Below are 23,399 nucleotides of genomic sequence, written 5' to 3'. Positions count from 1 at the left end.
TGCATAGAATTGCTAAGCAGGGGACGCACGGCGTCCCTTTGGGGCAAACATCTGCCCTTTGCGAATCATGTGCATGGCCTCGATGCCGCCCAGGACGATGCGGGCACAACGGAAATTCTGGAAACCCAGCATCGGTCTGACGCGCCGTTTGATCGCGCGGTGGTCCTGCTCGACAAGGTTGTTCAGGTACTTGTTCTGGCGGATTTCGATGGGCGTCTCGCGCTGGGCGCCCAGCGCGGCGCGGTTCGCCCCGCTTTTGTCAACGGTGACGGTCTTGGGCGTGCCCCGCCCGGCGATGGCTTTTTCGAAGAACCGGCGCGCGGCGGCGGTATCGCGGCGTGCGCATAGCAGAAAATCAATGGTGTGGCCCGCCTTGTCCACCGCCCGGTAGAGGTATTTCCACTGGCCTCTGACCCGAATATAAGTCTCGTCCATGCGCCAGCTCTCACCGACTGGGCGCAGGCGGCGACGTATCGCTTTCTCGAAAACCGGCAGCAACTTGATCACCCAGCGATGGATCGTCGAGTGGTCCACCGCCACGCCTCGCTCGGCCATCATTTCCTCCAGATCTCGCGAGCTCAGCGAATAGGCTACGTACCAGCGCACGCACTGCAACATAACCTCCAACGGGTAGTGCAACCGCTTCAGGACCTTGGCGATGCCTGCGGGCAAGGGCTTTCTCGGCGGTGTGGCTGCATGCTTCATCGACTGGGTTCCCAGTGCTCGAAACCGTGGAGTCTACCTGACTACCCCTATTGCGACGGAACCGAGTGTCTCCCGAAGCGGGGTCACCTGGTGTGACCCTCATCAATGCGTATTTCGGTGATGGTGATCAGTTGTTCCGGCGAACGTGATCAGTATGGAAGGTGGTGCTGCGCGGTCAATGTATTATAACTAAGGTGATCACGATCAGGACGCGCCAGGCTGCTTGCCGTTGGACTTTCGCATCGTTTCGCCCTTCAACGGCAGCTTGTGAGCCTGATGGACGAGTCGGTCGAGGGGTATTGTCAGGTTGTTAGGCGGGGGAGGATAGAATGCGGCATGAAAAAAACCTCAGTCAGCCCCGCGCGCTCGAGCGAGGTCGCGATCTCATTCAAAGGCTACCGTTTTCCGCCCGACATCATCAGCTACGCAGTGCGGCTATAGGGCACCTCGAATTACCGGCGTGTGTTCTAAACTCGCGGTGATGGGGCCAAGCTTAAGCGCATTTGCGAGCTACGCGAGGTTGGTGGGGCGATTTTTTCGCCTCTTGGCTCCCGCCGCGGGCCGCTTTGGGCCGCTCCAAGCCCATTTGGGGCCTCAGAATGGCCGGGGACCCGCCTGCTTGAGCGAGCACAGGCGCCGCAGGTTGTACGTGGCGGCTTTCCAGTGCAGACGCAGCGTCGCCCGTGCCAGGCCGATGCTACGCAGGGCCTTGCCGCCCATCTGCGCCAGACTGGCGAACACATGCTCGACGCGGGCAGGTTCTGCGAAAACTGACATCGGCTGCGACGTCGGCAACGACAGTTCCACCAGCATTTGCGGCCGTTCTCCTCTCACACCACCATATACCGGCCTGCCCGGTTTGACACCCATCGGCCACTCAAAACTTCCACGCCGCCGACACCGAGCCGGCGATATCCGCATTGCCTGCCTTGTAGAGATTGGTCGACAGCGCCGCACCCAGCGCCAAGCGCTGACCTACCTGGTACGACAGGCCCGCCTGCAACCCAAGGCTGTCGCGTCCCACCACCTCACTGCGCGTGGTGAAGTTCGCTGACGGATTGCCGGCAAACGACGCGCTTTGCGTGAGCGAGCCGTCCGTCAGCTCGTGATTCCACGTCGCCTGCACGTTCGCGACGAGCGTATTGCCCGCCGCCAGCGGCAGCGCAACGCGCACCTCACCGCCCACGCGCGAGCGCAGCGAATTAAACGTCTTGTCACCCAGCGTCAGATTCACGCCACTCGCATTGGACTCGGTCAGCGACGGCCGATACACCATCGTGTAATCGAGCGCCGCAACCGGCCCCGCACTCACCGCACTCGTCAGTGGCCAGCGCCAGCCGCCACCGAGCGTGCCCGAGACCGTCGCCCCCGTCCAGGTGCCGCGCGGCGTGGCCGTGTAACCGTTCACCGCGATCGTGCGATCCATGCGGCCGTCTTCGACACCCACGCGTGCCAGTGCAAACGCCTGCGGGCCGCTCGTCAGATCCGGGGCATACCGGGCATGCACGCCGAGATCAACCGCTGTGGTCTTGCCGGTGGCCGGCGTTGCGCTGTCGAGTCGTGTCGACTGACCGCTGATCGCCCCGTGTGCACCGATGGTCCACTCGCGATCCTCTCCGGTCACTTTTTCCATCCCAAAGACAACACCGTAGCTGTTGCCGCTTGAGCCACCTGCGCCCACTGTACTGCCGCTCTGAGTGCGCCAGTAGCTGCTGCCAAACGGCATCGCGAAGGTGCGCCAGTTGCTGGCAAGCGGGCGGGTGGGTACCTCGTCACTACCGCCGCTATCACCATCACCGCCGGCATCGCGCGCGGACGACATGCCGGCGTTCACTGCCGCTGAGACCAGATTCGTCATCTGCCGCTCACGCACCAGAGCGCCCGCAAACATCGCGCCATACGCTACAGGAGAGAGCTGCTTTAACGCCGGCGCAATCGCGCTGCCGTCTGCCGCCGAGAAGTCGAGCGCCGCAAACAGCGGCTGCATATCGGCTCCCGCGCTGCCTGCACTACCTCCACTGCCCGTGATCCTGTCGAGCGCGGCGCCCACCTGGCGCGTATTACCGTCCACGCCGTACTGCGCATAGGCGTTCGCCGCCCGCGAAATCGCCACGCGATAGGTGTTCGCGTCCAGTGCCGTCGCAGTGGCGTTAACCGTCGGTGAGGCGAGCGTCGTCGTCACCAACGCGAACGCGCCCGTCAGGCTCGTTGCATTCAGCCACTGGTCCGAGCTCACACTGAAGCCGTTTGCGTACCAGCCACGTTGCGGCGCAATCGCCAGTGTACCGTCAAGCATCGCGTGGCCCGCCACGATCAGGCGGCTGAAGTTGCCGTTGCTCCCCACCGAAGCCAGCAGACGACCGGTACCAGTCTGTACATAGTCACCGGCGATGCTGATGAACTCCCCAGCGAGCAGCGGCGCCACCGTGCCCTCATTGGTGAACACACCGCCGGTATTGAGCTGATAATGGCTGTTGCCTGAGAGCGTCGCGCCATTGGCGACGTAAACATCGAAGACCTGATGGTCGCCGTTGATCTGCGTCGTGCCGCCCAGCATCGAGAGCGACAGATTGTTGAGACCGGCGATATTGCCGTCAAAACGCAGATTGAATGACGCATCGGGCTGCGAGGTCGCCCGCCCGGCCGCATCGGGCGTCAGACCAAAATTCAGCTGCGTGAGAAGCCAAGCGTTGCTGCTATCACGTTGCGCGTACGACGACAGAATGTCGCCGTACAGTGAAGCGCCGCGCATCACGTTGATCTGTCCGACGTAACCGCTCTCCGACATATAGAGCGAGGCATATTGCCCGGCGAGCCGGCCGGTCACATCGACCTGCCCGACCAGCGGCCCCGCCAACTCGGCCAGCATCGGCAACGCCCCCGCGTTATTCCTCCGAATATAGGAGCCCCGGTATTCAGTGTCGTCGCCCAGCATGTTATGGCCGAAGTCGAAGCTCGCGGCGATGCCGTGCTCGCCGAGCGCCTGGACGTCGCCGCGCTGCACGAACGTATGATCTTTGCCGTACGCGAACATCACGCCACGCCCGTACGCACCGTCAGCATAGACACGCGTGCCCGGCAAAATCGTCACCGTATTGCCCGCCCCGTCAACACGAATGCCGGCGTTACCCGCGCCCGCCGACAGGAGATCGGCGCGCTGCGTGACGTGGTTGTAGCTGCCGTAAATATGCAGGCCCAGCCCGAGCGTCGCGGTGTTATAGGCGCCTGACACATATGCCGTGCCATCCGCACTGCGGGCATAGAACGGGCTGTCGTTGACCGTGGTGACGTTATCGTTATAGATCGAGCGACCGAAAAAATTGCGCCGGTCGATGTCATAACCCAAGTCCTGCAGTGCCGCCAGTTCCGCCTCCATGAACGCCGTGTAGTTCCGGTAGTTCTGATGGCTCATCAGACTGTTCTTCAGCTCGATATGCGACATGAACGGTGGGTCTTTCGGATCCACCTCGACGGGGAGCCCCTTCATCGCGTTGTCGAGCACTTCATTCACGTTTGTGCCGGTAAAGTAAGCTTTATTGGTACGCACATCGAAGCCGCCCGCCACCGGCGAGGTCGAGCCGGCAGTGATGATTGCCTGCCCCGGCGACGGGGCATTGCCATTATCATCGCGCAGATGGATCGACCAGTCGTCGAGTACCGAGGGAAAACTCGCGGCGTACGTGCCGCTGACCGGATCACTGGTGGTAATCAGGTTGGCGCCCACGCCCAGCGTGTGCGCCACTTCGTGATAAATTACCGCTGGCACATCCGCCCCCGTATTCAGTGGCAATTGCGACGGAATGTACGGGGCCGCGGAGAACTTCATCGTGCCGATGGAGATTTCGCCATGCGCGCCGAAGAGCGAAGGATTGACCGGACCGTGGCCGATCAACACCTTCGTCACCAGTGTCTGCGGGTCGGTCCCGCTGCTGCCATACGGGCTGTCAGCGTGCGCGCCGTCATCGCTCATCAGGCCGATGTTGATAATCGCGGGACCTTGCCCTGGCATTACCCGAACGATCTCCCCCCAGTAGCGCAACGCCGCCATCGTCTGCGCGTGCTGAATCGCCGAAATCGTGCCTGAAGAAGCAACGGCCACCGTCGGCGTCGACTCACTCCAGCGATAGGCGCCGTCGGCCGGGCTCAGGAAGCGCGCCGTGATAAACGGCTGGCCGCGCGAATCTTCAATATATTCGGTTTCCTCGGCGTTAGCCGCCGGCGCCATCAGGCACAGCGCCGCAAACGCCACGCATGTCATTCGAATGTTTTTCATTTCCTTACCCCCGTGTTGAACCCAGCCGCCCGCTCTGGCGATTTTCAGAAATTACCGGATGCCATTTTACTTAGTCGGTCCTGAACAAATCGATGTCGCGGCGCGCCGGGGTTGCGCAAGCGCGTGTGGGGCCATCCAGATGACTTGCATCACCTTTTTGGCGCGAGCCTGCTGCGATTTCGGCAGCGCGTTGAGCACGTTGCCCAACTTGTGAAACCAACAGCGCTGATGCTTCGTCTGCGTGAACACTTCTTCCATCGCTGCCCGGAATCCCGTCGCACCATCGCCGCAAGCCAGCCGCGGCCCTGACGGCAGACCGCGATTCTTCAGCTCGAGTAGCAGTTCGCTCCACGAGGCCTTCGACTCCCGATAGCCGTCACTGATCGCCACGCGCTCTTTCGTCCCCTCCGGTTTGACACCGATGATCATCAGCAGGCACTGGCCATCGGAATCGTCGCTGCGCACGCCGGTGTCTATGCCGTCAGCCCGCCAGTACACCCAACGTGCCGAGGACAAGTCCCGCCGGTTCCACTGAGCGTGCTCGTCGGCCCATTGCGCCTTCAGACGACTCACCACGTTCGGCGACAGGCCGCCGACCTGGCCGCCCAGCATGATGCCCAGGGCTTCGCTTATGTCGCCCGTCGAGACGCCGCGCAGATAGAGCCACGGCAGCGCAGCCGACACCCGCGGCGAACGGCGCACATACGGCGGCACGAGGCTCGAATTGAACTTCACGCCCGATCCCGAGCGATCGCGGACCTTCGGGACCTGAAGGGCCACGGGTCCAATTGCCGTGACGACGGCACGCTCGGGCAGATAGCCATTGCGCACGACTGCCTGCCGTCCGTCCAGCGTCTTTACGTTCGAATACCGCTCGAGCAATGCCTTCAATTCGGTTCCGTCGCAATAGGGGTAGTCAGGTAGACTCCACGGTTTCGAGCACTGGGAACCCAGTCGATGAAGCATGCAGCCACACCGCCGAGAAAGCCCTTGCCCGCAGGCATCGCCAAGGTCCTGAAGCGGTTGCACTACCCGTTGGAGGTTATGTTGCAGTGCGTGCGCTGGTACGTAGCCTATTCGCTGAGCTCGCGAGATCTGGAGGAAATGATGGCCGAGCGAGGCGTGGCGGTGGACCACTCGACGATCCATCGCTGGGTGATCAAGTTGCTGCCGGTTTTCGAGAAAGCGATACGTCGCCGCCTGCGCCCAGTCGGTGAGAGCTGGCGCATGGACGAGACTTATATTCGGGTCAGAGGCCAGTGGAAATACCTCTACCGGGCGGTGGACAAGGCGGGCCACACCATTGATTTTCTGCTATGCGCACGCCGCGATACCGCCGCCGCGCGCCGGTTCTTCGAAAAAGCCATCGCCGGGCGGGGCACGCCCAAGACCGTCACCGTTGACAAAAGCGGGGCGAACCGCGCCGCGCTGCAGGCGCTGGGCGCCCAGCGCGAGACGCCCATCGAAATCCGCCAGAACAAGTACCTGAACAACCTTGTCGAGCAGGACCACCGCGCGATCAAACGGCGCGTCAGACCGATGCTGGGTTTCCAGAATTTCCGTTGTGCCCGCATCGTCCTGGGCGGCATCGAGGCCATGCACATGATTCGCAAAGGGCAGATGTTTGCCCCAAAGGGACGCCGTGCGTCCCCTGCTTAGCAATTCTATGCACTGGCCGCGTAAAAACCAACGCGCCCCTGGCTTCGCTTCCGCGCAACTTCGTTATCGCGACAGAACCGAGGTATTTCCACTGGCCTCTGACCCGAATATAAGTCTCGTCCATGCGCCAGCTCTCACCGACTGGGCGCAGGCGGCGACGTATCGCTTTCTCGAAAACCGGCAGCAACTTGATCACCCAGCGATGGATCGTCGAGTGGTCCACCGCCACGCCTCGCTCGGCCATCATTTCCTCCAGATCTCGCGAGCTCAGCGAATAGGCTACGTACCAGCGCACGCACTGCAACATAACCTCCAACGGGTAGTGCAACCGCTTCAGGACCTTGGCGATGCCTGCGGGCAAGGGCTTTCTCGGCGGTGTGGCTGCATGCTTCATCGACTGGGTTCCCAGTGCTCGAAACCGTGGAGTCTACCTGACTACCCCTATTGCGACGGAACCTTCCAGCTCATCAACCTGGCAATACCCCCGGGGGCTCTGTGCGTATTGCGTCGGAAGAGCCCTACCGGGTTGACCTATCACGCGACCCCGCGTGTTCATTGCCGCACGTTTTGGCCAGATTGCGCAAGCACAGCGCCGCTGACGGTAGTATCTACTGGCTTTCTCGCTGTTTCTCTGAGGCGCATTTCCATGCACTTCCCGACTATGTCACCCACTAAGTCCGGCCCCGGCGTCGATTTCTCGGCCGGGTTCGCAGAGGCTCACAGCGCCATCTCTGCCGTGCTCGCAGCGCTTGACTTCAACGATGCGCAAGCGGTCGCCGCCGCGCAACTGAGCCTCCAGACGCAAGCGCTGGCGCTCTTTCCCGCCACGTGCTTTGACGGTGTGGACCCCGACAGGGTCGGGCGCGCCCTCGCCGCCCTGATCCTGTCTCATGGGGCCGGGCAACGCAATCAGCCGATGCAGTGGATTGCGTCTAGCGCGAACGACGCCCTCAGGACGCTGTCCGACCGTCTCACGCCCACCGGCCAAGACGCGCTGCTGGGAAGTCTTGAGTACGGTCAAGAAGACAACGAGTTTTCAAAATACTTCGCCGCGGCCGACAGGCATTGTCTGGCCGGCCACCTGCACCACCGATGGGCAGACACGCATCCATTCGCAGGGGGCACCGGCAAGACGTCCGAAGACGCCGCCGCGCAGGCCGCCCCAAGCGCCTGGGCGGCGGCGCAAGCCTATCGGCAGGCTGCTGGCGCCTATGAGCAGGCGGGTGCGGCGGAGCTGGCCACCGGGGCCTGGCAGCGGGTTGTCGACGCCGCCACGCAGGCCGCCGCCGCTTACCTGCGGTCTTATCAGCCGCTGAAGGCGGCCGACGCTTACGAACTGGTCGCCACCGCCAACACGCAGGCGGGGCAGCCCGGGCCGGCCACCGACGCTCGGCGCCGGGCCAGCGCGGCCGCCTTGACCGCCGCCAACGGCTACCTGCTGGCGGGGGCGCCCGCGCAGGCGGCCGACGTCTACGCGCGGGCCGCCGAAATCTGCACGCACACGTATGAGCGCCTCGCGGCGGCGGACGCCTGGCTGAAGGCCGCTGACGCGTACCTGCGCTCGGATCGGCCCGCACAGGCCGTTGCCGCGTACCGGCGCGCCGCCGAGCTGTACACCCATGAGGGGCGCTTCGCATCGGCCGCCGTCGCCTACGTGCGGGGACGTCAGCCCAAAAGCGCGGTGAAGGCCTGGCAGCAGGCCGCCCGCGCTTACACCGAGACGGGCCAGCCCGCGCGGGCCGGCGACGCTTGCCGGTCCCAAGCCGACATTTTCAGCGCAGAGCTGGGTCAGCCTGTGAAGGCCGCACAGGCCTATGAACTGGCGGCTACCGCCTACCGGGAGGCCGCAATGGCCAGCGCCGGCGCTAATGATTCACTGGCCGCCGCCAGCCACTACCTCATGGCCGCACAGGCCTATAAACTGGCAGCCACCGCCTATCACACGATCGCAAAAGCCAGCGCGGGCGCTTTTGATGCGCTGGCGGGCGCCCTCCGCGACCTGATGGCCGCACGCGTCTATGCGGCGACGGGGCAGACCATGCGAGCAACCGACGCCGATCTGGCTGAGCAACAGGACAAGTGGGCCATATACGCCTACCAGGAGGCTGCCCGCGCCTTTAATAGGGCTAAGGAGTTCTCAAAGGCGGCAGACGCCTACGCGCTGGCGGAACTGCATCCGGAGGCAGCAAGCGCCTGCCTGAAGGCCGCAAGCGCCTGCCTGAAGGAAGCAAAACCCCTGCAGGCCGCAGACGCCTACTTCCGGGTGGGCTTCCACCTCAGGCAGGCGGGGCAGCCCCGCGACGAGGTGGCGAAAGCCTTCTTGGAAGCCGCAGAGATCTATCAGCGCGAGGGTGAGGACGAGCTGGCGGCCCACGCGTACGCGAAAGCGAAGCAGCGCACGCGAGCCGCAGACCTCTACCTGAAGCACGCACGCGCCTGCCTGCAGGCAGAGAAACCCGCGCAGGCCGCAAAGGCGTTTGTCCAGGCCGGTTTCCAACTCAGGAAGGCCGGTCGGCCCCGCGACGAGGTGGCTGAAGTGTTCGCCACCGCTGCAGCGATCTACGACCGGGAGGGCGCGCAGGAGCTGGCCGCAAGCGCCTTCATGGAGGCTGGCCTGCTGCCGCATGCCGTGAGCCGCTACACGCGATTGAATATGCATGCGATGGTCGGAGACGCCTTCGAGCAAGAGAATATGCCTGAGGAGGCTGCCGGCGCCTTTTGGCGAGCGAGTCAGCGTGAGCGGGTCATCTACGGGCCTGAGACGAGGGAACGCCGCTCGGCGCGAGAGCACTCTGCTCGACAGGCTAAGAACCTGTTCAGGCAGGCAGACAAAGGCTCAGCCCAGTTCGGCCGAATGGACCCCGATCTCTGATTGGATGCGTCCGTAGTCGGGCTGAGCGTAGGCTGCCGGCCCGCAGGGTTTGCCCAACAGTCTGCGCTCGAGTTCGCCTTCGTCCATCTCGCAGGCGCTCGCCCCGTCCAGCTCGGCCGCACCGGCCAGTCCGACGTACTTGGTGACCACGCCCTTGGAAATGCCCAGCGACGCGGCGATTCGATCGTGCGAGAAGCCGCCGTCGAATTTAAGTCGTAAAACGTCCTTGATCATGCGCATGTTCATCCGGTGCACGGACATGCTCCCTCCGGTCAAAGCCGGTGAGCATAGCCCGCGTAATTGATGTCATGCGCAACGCCAAACCTGCCTTCCGGCTCGCTCGGTCACGCTCCCGACATGGCCGGTCACGTTGCCGAAATCGCCGGTCACGTTCATCCGAAATACGCAGTTCGCCGCCCTCGCGAGCAAGAATCGATACAGTTTGCCCGGCAAAGTCGGCGAACAGCTTCTCGCTGGCCTGGTGCTGCTGGCGCATCGAGCGCTTAAGCGTCTCGGCCCAGTCCCGGTAACGCTGGCAGAACTGGGTGTAGCGGTAGGTGCGCTGACCCGGGTGGGCCGCGACGTATTTTTCCCATAGCAGTCGCAGCGTCACGCTTTTGCGACGCAGCTCTCGATGCACGGCGGCGTAATCCAGATCACCCGGGGCGAACGGCGCCAGACAATCGCTTGTTTCTCGAGGCCGTGCTGTGGATGGCGCGAGCCGGCAGTGGCGCGATCTGCCATCCGATTTCGGGCCGTGGAACAGCGTGTATAAACGCCTCGCCAGATAGTCCCAAGCACAAGTATGGCGCGCGGTATTTGCGGAAATTGCGGCGGACGCCGACTTCGAAGAAGGGCGTTGTCAACTTACGGGGGTTCGTCGAAGCCAATGTATGAGTCTATCGGGTCTCAAAAAGCATGGGACGGAGTTTGGGTCACGTGGGTGAATTCACGCCACTGAGCAAAGCGCACCGCGAGCTGCTTGCGATAAAGCTTCGCGCGCAGCCAATGGCGTTTGAGTGCGAAGTGCTGCCGGATTGGCCCGAAGCTTGACAGGAAGGTCTGCGTGCGCGCCGGGTCGCGAAAGCCCCGCATGCGCCGCTCGCGCTCCCGTGTGGGCTGAGGGCTGTTCTCCGCGCGGTTGTTGACACGGGCCGCCGCTTTGACGAACCCATACTTCACATTGGCCAGCGCCGGGATGTCGGCTTTCGCCGCCGGATAGCTGCGCAGTGGATCGGTCACGATCTTGTGCGGCACCGGGTTCGAGCGCAGCATGCGCTTGAAGAACCGTTTGGCGGCCGCCTTGTCGCGCCGCTTCTGCAGCAGGATGTCGAGTTGCGCGCCCTGCGCGTCGACGGCGCGCCACAGCAGGTAGGGTTCACCACGCAGGCTGACGAACCTCTCGTCGAGGTGCCACGTCCTACCGGACTTGCGGCGCGCCGCTTTGACCCGGTGGGCAAAGCCCGCGCCAAACTTGTCGCACCAGCGGCGGATTGTCTCGTAGCTCACCGTCACCCCACGCTCGAATAGCAACGTTTCGATGTCGCGCAAGCTGAGCTGAAAGCGGAAGTACCAACGCACGGCATGGCTGATGACCGACGCCACGAAAGCCGACATTGCGGAGCTGACGGGCGAAATTACCCGGTTGGAACCCGTCCGGCCGGCGCACGTTGCCCCCGGCGTCAGAATAGTTGTCGCCTCTAAACTTTCTTATCAAGTAAAGTCAGAGGTGCAGGATGAAAGCGAAACGAACGTATTCTGTTGAGTTCAAGGAGCAAGCGCTGTCGAAGGCCCTGCAGCGCGGAAGCCGCTCAGTGGCCGGCGTGGCTGATGAATTGAACGTCAACGTACTGACATTGAGGAAATGGATGAGAGGCGCCACCGCCGCGAACCGGAGCTCGGGCTCTGCAGACACAAGACGACCGGAAGACTGGTCGCTGGAGGAACGGTTGATGGCCTTGCACGAGAGCCACGGGCTGGTCGACGAAGCCTTGCATGGCTGGTGCCGGGAGCGTGGTTTGTTTGCGCATCATCTGGCGCAGTGGCGCGCGGATTTTTGTGCCGGTGGGGCCGCCGTGAGTCGCCGCGAGAGCGCGCAAGAAGTCCGCGATCTGAAGCAAACCAACGTCGCATTGCAGCGCGAGTTGAAGCGCAAGGAGAAGGCGCTGGCGGAGGCTGCGGCGCTCCTGGTGCTGCAAAAAAAGTACCGTGCGCTGCTCGGGGACGAGGCCGAATGACCTCGCCTGAGCAGCGCCAAGCATGGATTGGCCTTATTCACGAGGCAACCCTAGCCGGCGCCCGTCAAGCGGCTGCGTGCAAGATTGTGGGGCTCAGCGCGCGCACCGTTGAGCGCTGGCGGGGCGGTGCACCCGACGCGGTGGACAGGCGCACGTTACGACACCACGAGCCGCGCCATAAGCTCAGCGCCGAGGAGCGCGCCGAGGTGATGGCGGTGGCGAATTCGGCGGAATTTGGTCATCTACCGCCCAGCCAGATCGTGCCGCGACTGGCTGACCAACAACGCTATATCGCCTCGGAGTCGACCTTCTACCGGGTGCTCAAGGCCGAGAAGCAACTCGCCCACCGGCGCCGGGAACGGCCGGCCCAGGCCCGCAGCAAACGGTTCCGTCGCAATAGGGGTAGTCAGGTAGACTCCACGGTTTCGAGCACTGGGAACCGAGTCGATGAAGCGCGCAGCCACACCGCCGAGAAAGCCCTTGCCCGCAGGCATCGCCAAGGTCCTGAAGCGGTTGCACTACCCGTTGGAGGTTATGTTGCAGTGCGTGCGCTGGTACGTAGCCTATTCGCTGAGCTCGCGAGATCTGGAGGAAATGATGGCCGATCGAGGCGTGGCGGTAGATCACTCGACGATCCATCGCTGGGTGATCAAGTTGCTGCCGGTTTTCGAGAAAGCGATACGTCGCCGCCTGCGCTCAGTCGGTGACAACTGGCGCATGGACGAGACCTATATTCGGGTCAGAGGCCAGTGGAAATACCTCTACCGGGCGGTGGACAAGGCGGGCCACACCATTGATTTTCTGCTATGCGCGCGCCGCGATACCGCAGCCGCGCGCCGGTTCTTCGAAAAAGCCATCGCCGGGCGGGGCACGCCCAAGACCGTCACCGTTGACAAAAGCGGGGCAAACCGCGCCGCGCTGCAGGCGCTAAACTCCCAGCGCGAGATACCCATTGAAATCCGCCAGAACAAGTACCTAGACAACCTCGTGGAGCAGGACCATCGCGCGATCAAACGGCGCGTCAGACCGATGCTGGGTTTCCAGAATTTCCGTGGTGCCCGCATCGTCTTGGGCGGCATCGAGACCATGCACATGATTCGCAAGGGGCAGATGCTTGCCCCCGAGGGACACCGTGCCTCCCCTGCTGAGCAATTCTATGCGTTGGCCGCGTAAAAACCAACGTGCCCCTGGCTTCGCTTCGGCGTAACTTCGTTAGCGCGACAGAACCCTACACGGTGGGCGCTACGGCCCGCCGCATATCCGGAGCTTTCTGCCCGTATGGGGGCCATGCGCGCCATGCCGGTTTCACCGATCCCGCGCACGCGCTTCTCCGTTGCCACATGTTTTGGTCAGAATCCGCAAGCCCAGCGCGGCTGACGATGGTATCTATGGGTTTTGCTCCTGTATGTTCGAGGCGCTTTCCGATGTACTTTTCGCAGCTCCCCCCGACGGCATCGACCCCGTCCACTGGGTACGCCGGTCAAGTCCCGCGCGAGTGCGCCGCGGCGCTTGGCGCCATACTGGCTACGGTTGACTTCGGTCGCAAGGCAATGGTCAACGCCGCTCATGAGGGTCTGCAGGCGTCGGCGCTGACGATCTTTCCCCCGGAGACCTTTGACGGCGTGGATCCCGAGGGGGTCGGGCGCTCGCTCGCCTCCCTGATACTGTGTTACTTCGCCGCACAAGGGAACCAGACGACGCAGTGGATTGAGCCCGACCGCGGCGAAGCCCTCAGGACGCTGGCCGTGCATCTCACGCCCACCGGGCAGGAGGCGTTGCTGCAAAGCTTTGAGAACCCTCAGGGTGATAACGCGTTTTCCAGATACTTCGCCCACGCCGACAGCCAATACTTCGCGCAGGCCGACGCGTATGGTCTGGCTGGCCACCTGTACTTCCAGCGGGCCGGCACCCCCCTGTTGGCAAGAAGCATCGACAAGACGCCCGAAGACGCCAGTGCGCAGGCCGCCGCAGACTACCTGAAGGCCGCCGACCTCTTCACGCGGGCGGGCCAGCCCGGTCTGGCCGGCGACGCCTACCTGCGGGCCGCCGACCTCTACACCCAGACGCATCAACCTCTGAGGGCGGTGGACATCTGCCTGAAGGCCGTCGACGCCTACCGGGGGGCTTTTCAGCCCCTGAAGGTAGCCGACGCCTGCCTGCAGGCCGCCGACCTCTTCACACAGACGGATCAGCCCCTGAAGGCGGTGGACGCCCGCCGGAAGGCCGCCGACGCCTGTCTGAACGCCGCGCACGGCTACCTGTTGGCGGGTGCGCCCGGTCTGGCCGGCGACGCCTACCTGCGGGCCGCCGACCTCTACACCCAGACGCATCAACCTCTGAGGGCGGTGGACATCTGCCTGAAGGCCGTCGACGCCTACCGGTGGGCGGGGCGGCCCGGACAGGCCGGCAACGCCTACCTGCGCGTTGCCAAGGTCTACACAGACCTGAGGCAGCCTGGGCTGGCCGCCGACAGCTACCTGAAGGCCGCCCACACCACCCGCGTCGACGCCGACGCCCATCCGGCGGAGTCGCGGTACGCGCTGGCGGCGGCCGCCTACCTGCACGTCGCCAAGCTCTACACAGACTTGGGTGAGCCCGCGCTGGCCGCCGACGCCTACTTGTGGGCCGCCCAGGCCTACACTCGGGCGCATGAGACCGGGAAGGCGTTAGCCGCTTACCAGCAGGCCGCCGAGGCTAACGAGCAGGCGGGTAGGCCCGGCCTGGCCGGCGACGCCTGGCGCAGCGTGGCAGACCTGCACACAGAACTCGGTGAGCCTTTGTGGGCCTCAGGCGCCAATGCACGGGCCGCCACCGCCTACCGGTCGGCGGCCCTCGGCGGCAATGACGTTCGTCAGTCCCTGTCGGCTGCGACCTACTACCTGATGGCCGCATACGCCTCCCAGGCAGCGGGGGAGAGCGCAGGGGCAGCTGCTGCCTTCATCATGGCCGCAGAAGCCTTCATGGACGAGGATTTGCCCGCGGCGGCGGCGGCCGCTTACAAGCGGGCGGAAGTATACTCGCTCGCCATAGATGCCTGCGCAAAGGCCGCCCGCGACTACCTGGAGAAGGATGACCTTCTCTCGGCCGCAGATGCCTACCGGAAGCTCGGCTTCCTCCTCAGGAGGGCAGACCAGCCCCGCGATGAGGTGGACGCCTTTCTGACCGCCGCCGGTCTCTATGCACGGGCGAGGGAGTACAAGGCGGCCGCAGACGCCTACGTGGAGATTGATGACTTCGGGCGGGCCGCGCATTTCTACGAGAAAGGGGGGATGTTTGAGCTGGCCGTACGCGCCTACGAGGAAATTTATCGGTTTGATCTGGCCGCAAAGGTCTACCGGCGGGTGAGTGCGCAGGCCGCACACGACGGCGAGCGAACGCAGTTCGATTTGTTGGCTAAACAGATGTCTCAGCGGGCAGATATTCACTTAGCCAGATACGGCCGAAATCTCTGACCACGTTCTCGGGGCTGTAAGCCGGAGGGTATTGTCAGGTTGTTTAGTTGACGACAAGACCAGGCGGCAATTGCAAGAGACGATGCCGTCCGCGCCCCAAAGGCCCGCCAGCCGGGCCCGACGAATCCGCCTACCGCCCCCGCGACGAGCGCGAACCGCCGCGCCTTACGCTCAAGCGCGAGGTTCACCGCGACGAGCTGCGCGGCATTAATGATTGAGCTGATTGCCGATCTGCGCCGCCGCGTGTCGGCCGGCCTCGGTCAGCTTCGCAGCGTTTTTGTCGATAACGGATTCAAAGTTGAGCCGGGCGGCCAGAAACGCCTTACCGGCTACGTCCGTGGTCGCCTGCTCCATCCTGGCGGCCAGCGTCTGCGCAATTGGCGGAAATTGGCATGGCAGGAGGAAACGCTGGGACTATTGGCCGCACTCGCCCCGCGCCGGACGGAAAAAGGTTCTGTCGCGATAAGCTTGGGTAGTCGAGCGAGAGCGTCGATGTCAGGGTGGATTCAGAAGGCGAGGCTGAAGAGTTGTTCGGCAGCGGACGTGAGTCCGCCGTCGGGGCAGTCCAGTTGCCCCTTCTTGATCATGTGCATTGTCTCGATGCCGGCAATGATTTTGGTCGCCGAGTGAAAGGATTTGAAGCCCAGCATCGGTCTGACGCGCCGCTTGATGGCGCGGTGGTCTTGCTCGACAAGGTTGTTCAAATACTTCGACTGGCGCAGCTCAATGTTCGCGCTGCGCTCATCGATCAGCGCGTTCACGGCGGCCGTATTGGCCCCGCTCTTGTCGATCGTGATTTTCTCGGGCATTTCGTGTAGGCCAACGGCCTGCTTGAAGAAACGCAGGGCTGCAGCCTTGTCACGCCGGGCCGTGAGCAGGAAGTCTACCGTCTGGCCCAGGCGATCAACCGCGCGGTACAAATACTTCCACTGCCCGTTGACCAATATGTACGTCTCATCCATGCGCCAGCTCTTGCCGACCGGGCGCTTGCGTCGGCGAAACACTTTGGCCAGCACCGGCAGGATCTTCAGCACCCAGCGATGGACGGTGGCGTGGTCGACCAGCACGCCGCGCTCGGCCATCATCTCTTCCAAGTTGCGCAGACTCAGCGGGTACGCCGCGTACCAGCGTACGCAAGTCAAAATCACCTCCAGCGGATAGTGTAGCCGTTGGAGCACACGGCGAAGCGACGCGCCGATGAGCTGATTCTCGAACGTGACCATTCTCGCATTCTCTCACCCTTCGGCTTACTGCGACAGAATCGCATTCTATCCTCCCACCTCGCCCATCCGAACAACCTGACAATACCCTCATCGCCGATCAGTTGTCTGAGTCATCCAGCTCGAACAGGGCGCGGTCAGCCGGGCGGGCGAGTGCGGTGTCCATCATCGTCCGGAAATCGTCCTCGTCCCACTCGCCACTGGCAACGCGTTGTAGGACGGCTTCGCCGATCAATCTGAGCTTGCGTTCGCGATCGGCACGGCTTTCCTTCATGGTTTTTCGGCGTGCCTTGTCAGCCGTCTTGCGCGCCTCTTTCAATGCGGCCAGCTTCTCATCCGTCGCGGCCAGACGGTTTTTCAATAGCGACATCTTTCGTGATCCTCCTGCCTTAGAAGCTTTTGCGAAATCAACCGGACGCTGCCTTGGTTGGCTCCAGCAAATCAAGCAGCACGCGAGCAACGTTTCGGTTAGCTTGGAAGCGGGGTGCTGTACTGAGTCATGTCGGCGTCACTCGCGAGGCGGCGGCCACTGGCGGGCTGTATGCACTAAGGCCAGTAGCCATACCGTTTCCCCGTCGATTTCGTACACCAGACGATAGTTTTCGTGAGGAAACAGTTCGCGCGTGCCCGCAATTTTCCCTGCTCTACCAAGCTTCGGATGATCGGCCAGCTTGGCGGCCGCATCACTGAACAGCTGATCCATGCGTGCCGCTGCACGCGGATTGTCTGCCGCGATGTAGTCGCGGACGTCATCTCGGTCTTGTTCTGCTTCGGACGTCCAAATAATCCTCACGAGCCGGCCTTGTCGGCCTGGTGTAGCAAGGCCGCTCGCCGCGCGATGGCGTCGGCCTCGACTTCCTCATTGGAGCGGCCACGGCCAGTTCGCATCGAAATGCGTGCGGCTTCTACCTTGCGGCATAGGAATTCATCGTATTCCCGCGTTTCGCGTTGGCGCTGGACGAAATCGCGCATCAGCTCACGCACCACTTGAGACGCTGGCCGGTGCGCTGCTTCGGCTTCGGCCATGAAGGCGTCGCGCAGCTCGGATTCGAGCTTCATTGTGAAAACAGCTTTGGACATCGCCCCCTCCTTCACGCAATAGATACTAACGTAGTATATACAAAGTAATTTCCTTGCGCGAGACCGTCGAACGCTCGTATGACGGCCAAACCGAGCAATGCCCGGTAAATGCTTGCACGATGGGCTTTCTGACTACCTCTTCACCGCTGAAAATTTCGTCGAAGGCGACATCGCATCAGGTGACCCGGGAAAACCAGGGCTTCCGGCGTGGTACCCAAAACTATTAAGTAGTTCATTTTAGGTATGCCTTTAACGAACTGCCAAACTTTGGTACTGTTTGAGTGATCGCGTAAAGTCTAATGAGACCAGTTCGCCAATTTGACCCTAACAGGACCATGACCACCTTCGTTCGTGCTTACCTACGCGCTTCCACCAACGAGCAGGATGCCCGCCGAGCCCAACATACGCTGGACACTTTTGCGCATGAGCGCGGCGTGGTGATCTGTGGCTACTACGCCGAGAATGAATCGGGCGCTCGCTTGGATCGACCCGAGCTCTTCCGGTTGCTGGCAGACTGCCGCCCGCGTGACGTGCTGCTGGTGGAAGACGTAGATCGCCTCTCGCGTCTTGCTGCTAAAGAGTGGGAAAAGTTAAAAGGCCTTATCCGCAAGCGCGAGGTACGCGTGGTAGCGGTCAATGTGCCGACCACATGGCAACATCTGGCACCTCGCCAGTCCGAATTTGATGCGCGCATGTTCGGCGTCATCAACGACATGCTCATGGATATGCTCGCTGCCATTGCCCGCCGGGATTACGAGCAACGCCGCGAACGGCAAGCGCAAGGCATTGCCAAGGCCAAGTTGGCCGGCAAGTATCTTGGCCGTCAGGTGGATTACACGCGGTACGGCGCCATCAATCGCTTGCTGGCCAGCGGCAGTTCGTGGTCTGTCGTACAACGGACCATCGGTTGCAGCCGAAGCACGATTAGCCGTGCGATCCGGTACGGCCAGAGCAGCACGAAACCGACGGCGCTGGAACCGGGTGCTGCGCCGGTGAGCGGCGCGTAAATGTCGTGCTGAAGTGCCATGTCGAGAACGGACAAGATGGCATCGCATTCGATGGTTCGCATGGCATTCTGCGTGCTCAGGCACCTACCAATGATAATTAGTGATAACTGCTGACGATCGCAACGTGTTGAACATCAGTCGCAGTACATGCTGCGAGTCCTTCGCGCGAGGAAACGATGCTACGCATTAAATTCGCTGCTGGTCTGCTGTGTTTGTTCCTGTGCACTTACGCGTTGGCGCAGCCGGCAGGGGCGCTACTGACGGTCACGGGTTCGATCACGAAGTACACCGACAGTCGTACAAAGCGCTACGTTTTTTCGGAAAGCGACTTCCGGGCGTTGCCGCAGCACACCATACACACTTCCACCAGCTGGACGCCGGCGACCGCTTTTGTGGGGCCACGTTTATCTGACGTGTTATCGAAGGTTGGGGCAGGCGGTTCACAAGTGGAAGTCCTAACCTTGGACGACTATTCGTACACAATCTCCATTGAAGAGGCGACGCGTTACGGCGCCATCCTTGCCATGACCATGAACGGGAAGAGATTACAGGTCAGCGATTTCGGGCCGCTTTTCCTGATCTACCCGCGCGACCAATACCCCAAGGAATTGCTGACGCCTGTCGCCGAAGCGAAGTTCATCTGGCAGATCAAAGAGCTGATTGTGAAATGAGACGTCGCTGGAATTTTCCCAATACCGTCGTGGCCGGGCTAATTGCAGTGATGCTTATTTTTTCCGCCACAATGATTCACTACTTGCGCGTGCTGCTGCTGTCGCCTGACCAAATCTCCTCGGTGACGGGACCTCAGGAAGGGTACTACTGGACAGCGGCGCAATATCAGATTGCCTACTTGCAGTTTCAGAACCAAGCGATTTTGTACGCGACTCGAAGAGATACGGACGAAAGCGAACTACGGCTGCGCTACGACATCCTGCAATCTAAATTTAGGGTGCTCGCCTATCCGTCAGAACTGACGCATTTTTTCCAAAAAATTCCTGCCTATGGCGAATCTATCGCTACGTTAAAGGAGGTGATGGGGCGCATTGACGGGGACATGCTCGAGCTGAAACAGTCGCCGATGGCAGCGCAACGGCTTATTGACGACGTGCAAGATGGTTGGAAATCGGCAACCGCCATCGCTAATGGGACGCGCGCGCTTGAAATGCAGGATCGTGAACGCGAATTTTCCGATTTTTATGCGAAACGGAGCATAATTTTTCTCAACGGCGTGGCGTTGCTGTTGTTGTTTGCCGTCACAGTTGCGGTGCTGATGATGGCGTTTCGGCGCCAGCGTGCAGCGTTGGTTGCCGAACGGCAGGCCGTCAAGGCCAAAGATGCGTTCCTCGCAGTCGTTAGCCACGAGTTGCGCACCCCTCTTCAATCCATCACTGCGGCCGTCGATGTGCTTGCTGAAGACGAAATGGCGCCTCGTCACGGCAAGCTTATCAAGCGGATGGAGAGTGCGTCGCGTCAGCTCGAAACGCAGATGAAGGACTTGACCGATTATGTGAAGCTCGAGGCGGGTAAATTGGAGCTTCGCAGCGAGCCCTTTGCGCTCAATGAGGTGGTCGAGCTGGCAATCAACGACGCGCTTCCGTTTGCTGAGCGAAAAGGTCTTTCGCTAACTTTTTCTGGGGGGCGCAAGGATAGCTGGTACGTGTCCGATCCGCAGCGCATTGCGCAGATACTATCGAATCTGCTCACGAATGCAATCAAGTACACGAAGCAAGGGGGAATAGCAGTCCACGTGGATTGCCGCAGAGTTGAAGACGGGCACGACGTGCTGGTTTTCCGGGTCGAGGATACCGGAGAGGGTATTCCAAACGACAAGCTGACGACGGTGTTCGAGCCATTCATGCAGGCGGACCAATCGAGTACGCGTCACCACAGGGGGATGGGCATGGGGCTCACCATCGCCAAAGGCTTGGTGACCTTGCTCGGTGGGGATATAACGGTAGAGAGCCAGATGGGGCAGGGGACAAGACTTTGCGTATCCATTCCTGTCGAAGTCTGTCAGGCGGTGGCGAGCGAACCGCAGGCCCCACAATGGTCGGGAACACCGTATGTGTTGGTGGTAGAAGATAATGGTGCCGCGCGCGAAGCGTTCGATGCCCTCCTAGATAGGCTGAGCGTCAGGCACGACATTGCGATCGATGCGGATTCTGCGATGCGGCTGCTGAATTGGCAGAGCTATGACGCCATCCTGCTTGACATTGAAATGCCGATCAAGGATGGCGGGACGTTAGCGCAAGAGCTTCGAGGGCGAGTTGGCCCGAATCAGCACGTGCCGATAATCGCCGTGAGCGCTCATGCGGCTGATCTTATCGCGCCTGAGACGAGACAACTGTTCGACGTGTATTTGCTCAAGCCGATCCGGTTGGGGGCATTGCGGGAGACGTTGAGCGAACTTTTAATGAAGGCGAATCGAGATGAGTAAGGTAGTCCTAGTGACGGGAGCCGCCAAGCGTAGCGGCAGAGTATTTGCCGAGTACTTCGGGAAAAAGGGATTCGATGTCGTCGTCCACTATGGGCAATCCGCTGCGGACGCCGAGATGGTTGTCGAGGCTGTTCGGCAAGCGGGTCAACGAGCGATTGCCGTACATGCCGACTTAACCTATGCGGAGGAGATCACGCACGTGATTGATAAGACGTATGGAGCTTTTGGCAAGCTCGATCTCTTGATCAACAACGCATCGGTTTTTGGCCAAGACCACTTTCCAGAATTCTCAACGGACAGTCTGGACGCGTCTCTCGCTGTTAATTATCGCGCGCCGATTCTGTTGACGCAGGCGTTCTATCGGAAAGCGCAGGCGCAGGGTGCCACAGGGGTTGTCATCAACGTGGTTGACCAGAAGGTCAAAGGGAATTTCCACCGGGACCACTTCTCTTACACTGTTGGCAAAGTTGGCATTGGCAACATGACCGCCATGCTTGCAATATCAACCCACCCAGTGCTGCGTGTGAACGCGGTGTTTCCGGGGTTGATGCTGCCGAGCGATGACCAGACGCCCGAAGATTTTGCCTACGCCAGCAAACATGCAACGCCGCTAGGACGGATCGCGACGCCCGAGGATGTGGCAGAAGCCATTGCTTTGCTCACCAGTCCGGCATACAACGGTTTCGATTTTGTGATCGATGGTGGGCAGAATCTGGTTCGCGTCGAACAGGATGTTTTGTATCAACATCGTGCCCGCGGGGACGACTCAGCGTAGACCGAGCCGCTTTGCGAGCTCTGCCAGCAGAATGGAGGGGCGTACGGGCTTTTCCAGACACGTCACGTCGTACTGCTGGATCACGGTAGTAATGTCGTGTTCATCGGCCTTCCCGGTGACGAGTTGCCCCGTAAGCAGGAAAATCGGCGCATCTGGGTTTTCCGATGTCCGAATTTTCAAAATGGCGGTGGCCGCCGTCTCTGTGTCAAATAGCCAATCGATGACAACGCCGTCGAACTGCATATCATTGAGGGCTTCCTCGAAGTCGCGAAGGCTGCTGTAGGGGCGGGCATTCAGTCCCTTGTCGTTGAAATATTCACATAGTGATTCGACAATATCCGATGCGTCATCAACGACCGCGATAGTCGGCCGCTCCAGTTCTCCCGACCGGCCATCGAGTTCGATGCGCTCAACATGAAAAGCAGGCACGGGCGGAGCATCGCTGGTGGGATAAACAAGCCATTTGGCGCCCTCCTTGACACCCACGTAGCTGGTGCTGGGCTGGCCGGCCACGCTGCTTCCAACCCAAGCAGCGCACGAGAACTTCCGATCTGCGATGACCAAGGTGGCGTCCTGGCGGATTCCGTTGGCCGCCATGGATTCCTTCGCGTGCGCCGACCCCAGTAATCGTGCGACCGGTTCCTGGAAGTGTTCGGCAACCTCTTTAATCTGCTCCAGCTTCCACGGCATCTGCCCCTTGATTTTGCGAGTCGCCGCTGAATAGCTGATTCCCAAGATCCGCGCCAGCTCCTTCGCTTGACCACGCTTTCCCACGCCCCGGGCATCCATCATTTCCTTCACTCGGGCGCTAATTTGTGCGTCGTCGGTTTCCATGATCGCGTAGCGGTTAGGGCATCAGATGGCCGGAAACTATCAGTATATTGCTTTCAAAGCAATATTAAATGTAATAACTTAACATTTATGACTTGAAGTGCAATTTATCTCGCCTAAGATTGTTTCGTGCGCAATGTTTAAGTCTTGCCCCACTAATAGGCGAGGTAAATATGACTGCGAAGGGTCTCGAAGGTGGGAATACGCCCGCTACCGACAAGATGGATAGGGTGCTGAATTGTACAGCTCACGTCCTCATGTTCGCGCTTGTCTTTCTTCCCCAGTTTGCCAATGCCCAAAGCGCTGGTGGTGGCGCATTCGACGGCATCACACAATTCCTGAAGTCGATTACGCAACTGCTTATCTACGAGTGGGGCTATTACATCGGCATCATCACGCTCGCGATCCAGGGCTACCGCTGGAAAACGGGCCGCATCGACATGATGGCACTTGGCGGCTGGGGGCTGGGCATCGGGCTCGTGTTCTTCGCGCCTAACATCGTCTCCGACCTCAAAAGTCGGGCCGGGGGCTCGGTATGAGCCAGGACGCCCCGGTTCTCGACGAAGGGGAGCCGCTCGTGGCGGCGATGACCCGCCCAACGATGGTCGGTGGCCTCACGCTGGCCAGTCTGGCGATGAGTTTCTATTTCCCCGGCATGGCCGCGTTAATCACGCGCTCGCTGTGGGCGGCCGCCTTGATTCCCGTCTTGCTTCTGATCAGCTATCTGGTCTGTCTGAAAGACGTGTACCTGTTTGACATCCTGTCGGCCGCCACCCATCTGAAAGCATGCCCGAATCAACGGCTTTGGGGGTGCCGCCGCTATGCGCCTCGCTGATGTGCTCAAAGCCAAA

At 61.4% G+C, this 23,399-nt stretch carries 18 protein-coding genes and 8 pseudogenes; 12 read left to right on the top strand and 14 right to left on the bottom strand.

Annotated features, from left to right (window positions below):
* Positions 1 to 12: 12 nt before the first annotated feature.
* From MB84_RS27650 to MB84_RS27635, 4 genes and pseudogenes are all read right to left on the bottom strand, one after another.
* Positions 13 to 705, bottom strand: a complete 693-nt coding sequence (locus MB84_RS27650) for an IS6 family transposase (protein WP_052654752.1) — start codon at positions 703 to 705, stop codon at positions 13 to 15.
* A gap of 594 nt (positions 706 to 1,299) precedes the next feature.
* Positions 1,300 to 1,461: pseudogene (locus tag MB84_RS27645) on the bottom strand (transposase); the annotation flags it as partial.
* Positions 1,462 to 1,582: 121 nt separating this feature from the next.
* Positions 1,583 to 4,978: an autotransporter family protein gene (locus MB84_RS27640; protein ID WP_065225911.1), complete on the bottom strand. Its 3,396-nt coding sequence runs from the start codon at positions 4,976 to 4,978 to the stop codon at positions 1,583 to 1,585.
* A 129-nt stretch (positions 4,979 to 5,107) separates the two neighbouring features.
* Positions 5,108 to 5,872, bottom strand: a pseudogene (locus tag MB84_RS27635) (IS256 family transposase); the annotation flags it as partial.
* Between the two features lie 63 nt (positions 5,873 to 5,935).
* On the opposite strand from MB84_RS27635, the gene MB84_RS27630 reads away from it, so the two are divergent.
* Positions 5,936 to 6,637 (top strand): IS6 family transposase, encoded by a 702-nt coding sequence (locus MB84_RS27630; protein ID WP_052654647.1) that lies wholly within the window; start codon positions 5,936 to 5,938, stop codon positions 6,635 to 6,637.
* A gap of 79 nt (positions 6,638 to 6,716) precedes the next feature.
* On the opposite strand, the pseudogene MB84_RS29625 reads toward MB84_RS27630, so the two are convergent.
* A pseudogene (locus tag MB84_RS29625) lies at positions 6,717 to 7,031 on the bottom strand (IS6 family transposase); the annotation flags it as partial.
* Between MB84_RS29625 and MB84_RS27625 the strand changes: the two are divergent.
* On the top strand, positions 7,023 to 9,509 hold the full coding sequence (locus MB84_RS27625; protein ID WP_084010165.1) for a hypothetical protein: 2,487 nt from the start codon (positions 7,023 to 7,025) through the stop codon (positions 9,507 to 9,509). The pseudogene MB84_RS29625 and the gene MB84_RS27625 overlap by 9 nt on opposite strands.
* On the opposite strand, the pseudogene MB84_RS27620 reads toward MB84_RS27625, so the two are convergent.
* The 3 genes and pseudogenes from MB84_RS27620 to MB84_RS27615 all read right to left on the bottom strand — a co-directional run.
* Positions 9,501 to 9,749: pseudogene (locus MB84_RS27620) on the bottom strand (IS21 family transposase); the annotation flags it as partial. The gene MB84_RS27625 and the pseudogene MB84_RS27620 sit on opposite strands and share 9 nt — an antisense overlap.
* Positions 9,750 to 9,921: 172 nt before the next feature.
* Positions 9,922 to 10,161: pseudogene (locus MB84_RS29620) on the bottom strand (IS21 family transposase); the annotation flags it as partial.
* Between the two features lie 257 nt (positions 10,162 to 10,418).
* Positions 10,419 to 11,126, bottom strand: coding sequence for an IS6 family transposase (locus tag MB84_RS27615; RefSeq protein ID WP_052654747.1), 708 nt, complete (start codon positions 11,124 to 11,126; stop codon positions 10,419 to 10,421).
* A gap of 119 nt (positions 11,127 to 11,245) precedes the next feature.
* On the opposite strand from MB84_RS27615, the gene MB84_RS27610 reads away from it, so the two are divergent.
* The 4 genes and pseudogenes from MB84_RS27610 (at position 11,246) to MB84_RS27600 (ending at position 15,198) form a co-directional block, all read left to right on the top strand.
* Entirely contained in the window at positions 11,246 to 11,746 is a 501-nt protein-coding gene (locus MB84_RS27610) for a transposase (RefSeq protein ID WP_052654746.1), read from the top strand.
* A pseudogene (locus tag MB84_RS31875) lies at positions 11,743 to 12,009 on the top strand (hypothetical protein); the annotation flags it as partial. The gene MB84_RS27610 and the pseudogene MB84_RS31875, both read left to right, overlap by 4 nt.
* A 184-nt stretch (positions 12,010 to 12,193) precedes the next feature.
* Positions 12,194 to 12,919 (top strand): IS6 family transposase, encoded by a 726-nt coding sequence (locus MB84_RS27605; RefSeq protein WP_052654745.1) that lies wholly within the window; start codon positions 12,194 to 12,196, stop codon positions 12,917 to 12,919.
* A 377-nt stretch (positions 12,920 to 13,296) separates the two neighbouring features.
* A complete protein-coding gene (locus tag MB84_RS27600) occupies positions 13,297 to 15,198 on the top strand; it encodes a soluble NSF attachment family protein (protein ID WP_169835099.1) in 1,902 nt (633 codons plus the stop codon).
* A 116-nt stretch (positions 15,199 to 15,314) separates the two neighbouring features.
* Here MB84_RS27600 and MB84_RS27595 read toward each other — a convergent pair.
* From MB84_RS27595 to MB84_RS27575, 5 genes and pseudogenes are all read right to left on the bottom strand, one after another.
* Positions 15,315 to 15,597 (bottom strand): annotated as a pseudogene (locus MB84_RS27595) (hypothetical protein); the annotation flags it as partial.
* A 107-nt stretch (positions 15,598 to 15,704) separates the two neighbouring features.
* Positions 15,705 to 16,421, bottom strand: coding sequence for an IS6 family transposase (locus tag MB84_RS27590; RefSeq protein WP_052654743.1), 717 nt, complete (start codon positions 16,419 to 16,421; stop codon positions 15,705 to 15,707).
* A 97-nt stretch (positions 16,422 to 16,518) separates the two neighbouring features.
* A complete protein-coding gene (locus MB84_RS27585) occupies positions 16,519 to 16,788 on the bottom strand; it encodes a hypothetical protein (protein WP_052654742.1) in 270 nt (89 codons plus the stop codon).
* Positions 16,789 to 16,926: 138 nt separating this feature from the next.
* On the bottom strand, positions 16,927 to 17,211 hold the full coding sequence (locus tag MB84_RS27580; RefSeq protein WP_052654741.1) for a type II toxin-antitoxin system RelE/ParE family toxin: 285 nt from the start codon (positions 17,209 to 17,211) through the stop codon (positions 16,927 to 16,929).
* Positions 17,208 to 17,498 carry a hypothetical protein gene (locus MB84_RS27575; protein ID WP_052654740.1) on the bottom strand — a complete coding sequence of 97 codons (291 nt, stop codon included), beginning with the start codon at positions 17,496 to 17,498 and terminating at the stop codon, positions 17,208 to 17,210. Before MB84_RS27575 ends, MB84_RS27580 begins: the two co-directional genes overlap by 4 nt.
* Before the next feature lie 335 nt (positions 17,499 to 17,833).
* Here MB84_RS27575 and MB84_RS27570 point away from each other — a divergent pair.
* From MB84_RS27570 to MB84_RS27555, 4 genes and pseudogenes are all read left to right on the top strand, one after another.
* Positions 17,834 to 18,434 (top strand): annotated as a pseudogene (locus MB84_RS27570) (recombinase family protein); the annotation flags it as partial.
* Between the two features lie 247 nt (positions 18,435 to 18,681).
* Entirely contained in the window at positions 18,682 to 19,176 is a 495-nt protein-coding gene (locus tag MB84_RS27565; RefSeq protein WP_052654739.1) for a putative pterin-binding protein, read from the top strand.
* The gene (locus MB84_RS27560; protein WP_084010160.1) at positions 19,173 to 20,942 is read left to right on the top strand and encodes a hybrid sensor histidine kinase/response regulator; all 1,770 of its coding nucleotides are present in this window, start codon (positions 19,173 to 19,175) and stop codon (positions 20,940 to 20,942) included. The genes MB84_RS27565 and MB84_RS27560 overlap by 4 nt, the downstream gene beginning before the upstream one ends.
* Positions 20,935 to 21,717, top strand: coding sequence for an SDR family oxidoreductase (locus MB84_RS27555; protein ID WP_052654737.1), 783 nt, complete (start codon positions 20,935 to 20,937; stop codon positions 21,715 to 21,717). The genes MB84_RS27560 and MB84_RS27555 overlap by 8 nt, the downstream gene beginning before the upstream one ends.
* Here MB84_RS27555 and MB84_RS27550 read toward each other — a convergent pair.
* On the bottom strand, positions 21,709 to 22,551 hold the full coding sequence (locus MB84_RS27550) for a helix-turn-helix domain-containing protein (RefSeq protein WP_052654736.1): 843 nt from the start codon (positions 22,549 to 22,551) through the stop codon (positions 21,709 to 21,711). The genes MB84_RS27555 and MB84_RS27550 overlap by 9 nt on opposite strands.
* A gap of 170 nt (positions 22,552 to 22,721) precedes the next feature.
* Between MB84_RS27550 and MB84_RS27545 the strand changes: the two genes are divergently transcribed.
* Both MB84_RS27545 and MB84_RS27540 read left to right on the top strand, forming a co-directional pair.
* Positions 22,722 to 23,087 carry a TrbC/VirB2 family protein gene (locus MB84_RS27545; protein ID WP_052654735.1) on the top strand — a complete coding sequence of 122 codons (366 nt, stop codon included), beginning with the start codon at positions 22,722 to 22,724 and terminating at the stop codon, positions 23,085 to 23,087.
* A complete protein-coding gene (locus MB84_RS27540) occupies positions 23,084 to 23,383 on the top strand; it encodes a VirB3 family type IV secretion system protein (RefSeq protein ID WP_052654734.1) in 300 nt (99 codons plus the stop codon). Before MB84_RS27545 ends, MB84_RS27540 begins: the two co-directional genes overlap by 4 nt.
* Positions 23,384 to 23,399 lie beyond the last annotated feature (16 nt).

The sequence above is a fragment of the Pandoraea oxalativorans genome, assembly GCF_000972785.3.
In the GTDB taxonomy this organism is placed as follows: domain Bacteria; phylum Pseudomonadota; class Gammaproteobacteria; order Burkholderiales; family Burkholderiaceae; genus Pandoraea; species Pandoraea oxalativorans.
Note: the sequence above shows the minus strand (reverse complement) of the source record. Positions and strands in the feature narration are given on the sequence as shown.

Coding starts and splice junctions, on each gene's coding strand:
- MB84_RS27650 (WP_052654752.1), bottom strand. CDS start 705: ATGAAGCATGCAGCCACACCGCCGAGAAAGCCCTTGCCCGCAGGCATC.
- MB84_RS27640 (WP_065225911.1), bottom strand. CDS start 4,978: ATGAAAAACATTCGAATGACATGCGTGGCGTTTGCGGCGCTGTGCCTG.
- MB84_RS27630 (WP_052654647.1), top strand. CDS start 5,936: ATGAAGCATGCAGCCACACCGCCGAGAAAGCCCTTGCCCGCAGGCATC.
- MB84_RS27625 (WP_084010165.1), top strand. CDS start 7,023: ATGCTTCATCGACTGGGTTCCCAGTGCTCGAAACCGTGGAGTCTACCT.
- MB84_RS27615 (WP_052654747.1), bottom strand. CDS start 11,126: ATGTCGGCTTTCGTGGCGTCGGTCATCAGCCATGCCGTGCGTTGGTAC.
- MB84_RS27610 (WP_052654746.1), top strand. CDS start 11,246: ATGAAAGCGAAACGAACGTATTCTGTTGAGTTCAAGGAGCAAGCGCTG.
- MB84_RS27605 (WP_052654745.1), top strand. CDS start 12,194: ATGAAGCGCGCAGCCACACCGCCGAGAAAGCCCTTGCCCGCAGGCATC.
- MB84_RS27600 (WP_169835099.1), top strand. CDS start 13,297: ATGGTCAACGCCGCTCATGAGGGTCTGCAGGCGTCGGCGCTGACGATC.
- MB84_RS27590 (WP_052654743.1), bottom strand. CDS start 16,421: ATGGTCACGTTCGAGAATCAGCTCATCGGCGCGTCGCTTCGCCGTGTG.
- MB84_RS27585 (WP_052654742.1), bottom strand. CDS start 16,788: ATGTCGCTATTGAAAAACCGTCTGGCCGCGACGGATGAGAAGCTGGCC.
- MB84_RS27575 (WP_052654740.1), bottom strand. CDS start 17,498: ATGTCCAAAGCTGTTTTCACAATGAAGCTCGAATCCGAGCTGCGCGAC.
- MB84_RS27565 (WP_052654739.1), top strand. CDS start 18,682: ATGCTACGCATTAAATTCGCTGCTGGTCTGCTGTGTTTGTTCCTGTGC.
- MB84_RS27560 (WP_084010160.1), top strand. CDS start 19,173: ATGAGACGTCGCTGGAATTTTCCCAATACCGTCGTGGCCGGGCTAATT.
- MB84_RS27555 (WP_052654737.1), top strand. CDS start 20,935: ATGAGTAAGGTAGTCCTAGTGACGGGAGCCGCCAAGCGTAGCGGCAGA.
- MB84_RS27550 (WP_052654736.1), bottom strand. CDS start 22,551: ATGGAAACCGACGACGCACAAATTAGCGCCCGAGTGAAGGAAATGATG.
- MB84_RS27545 (WP_052654735.1), top strand. CDS start 22,722: ATGACTGCGAAGGGTCTCGAAGGTGGGAATACGCCCGCTACCGACAAG.
- MB84_RS27540 (WP_052654734.1), top strand. CDS start 23,084: ATGAGCCAGGACGCCCCGGTTCTCGACGAAGGGGAGCCGCTCGTGGCG.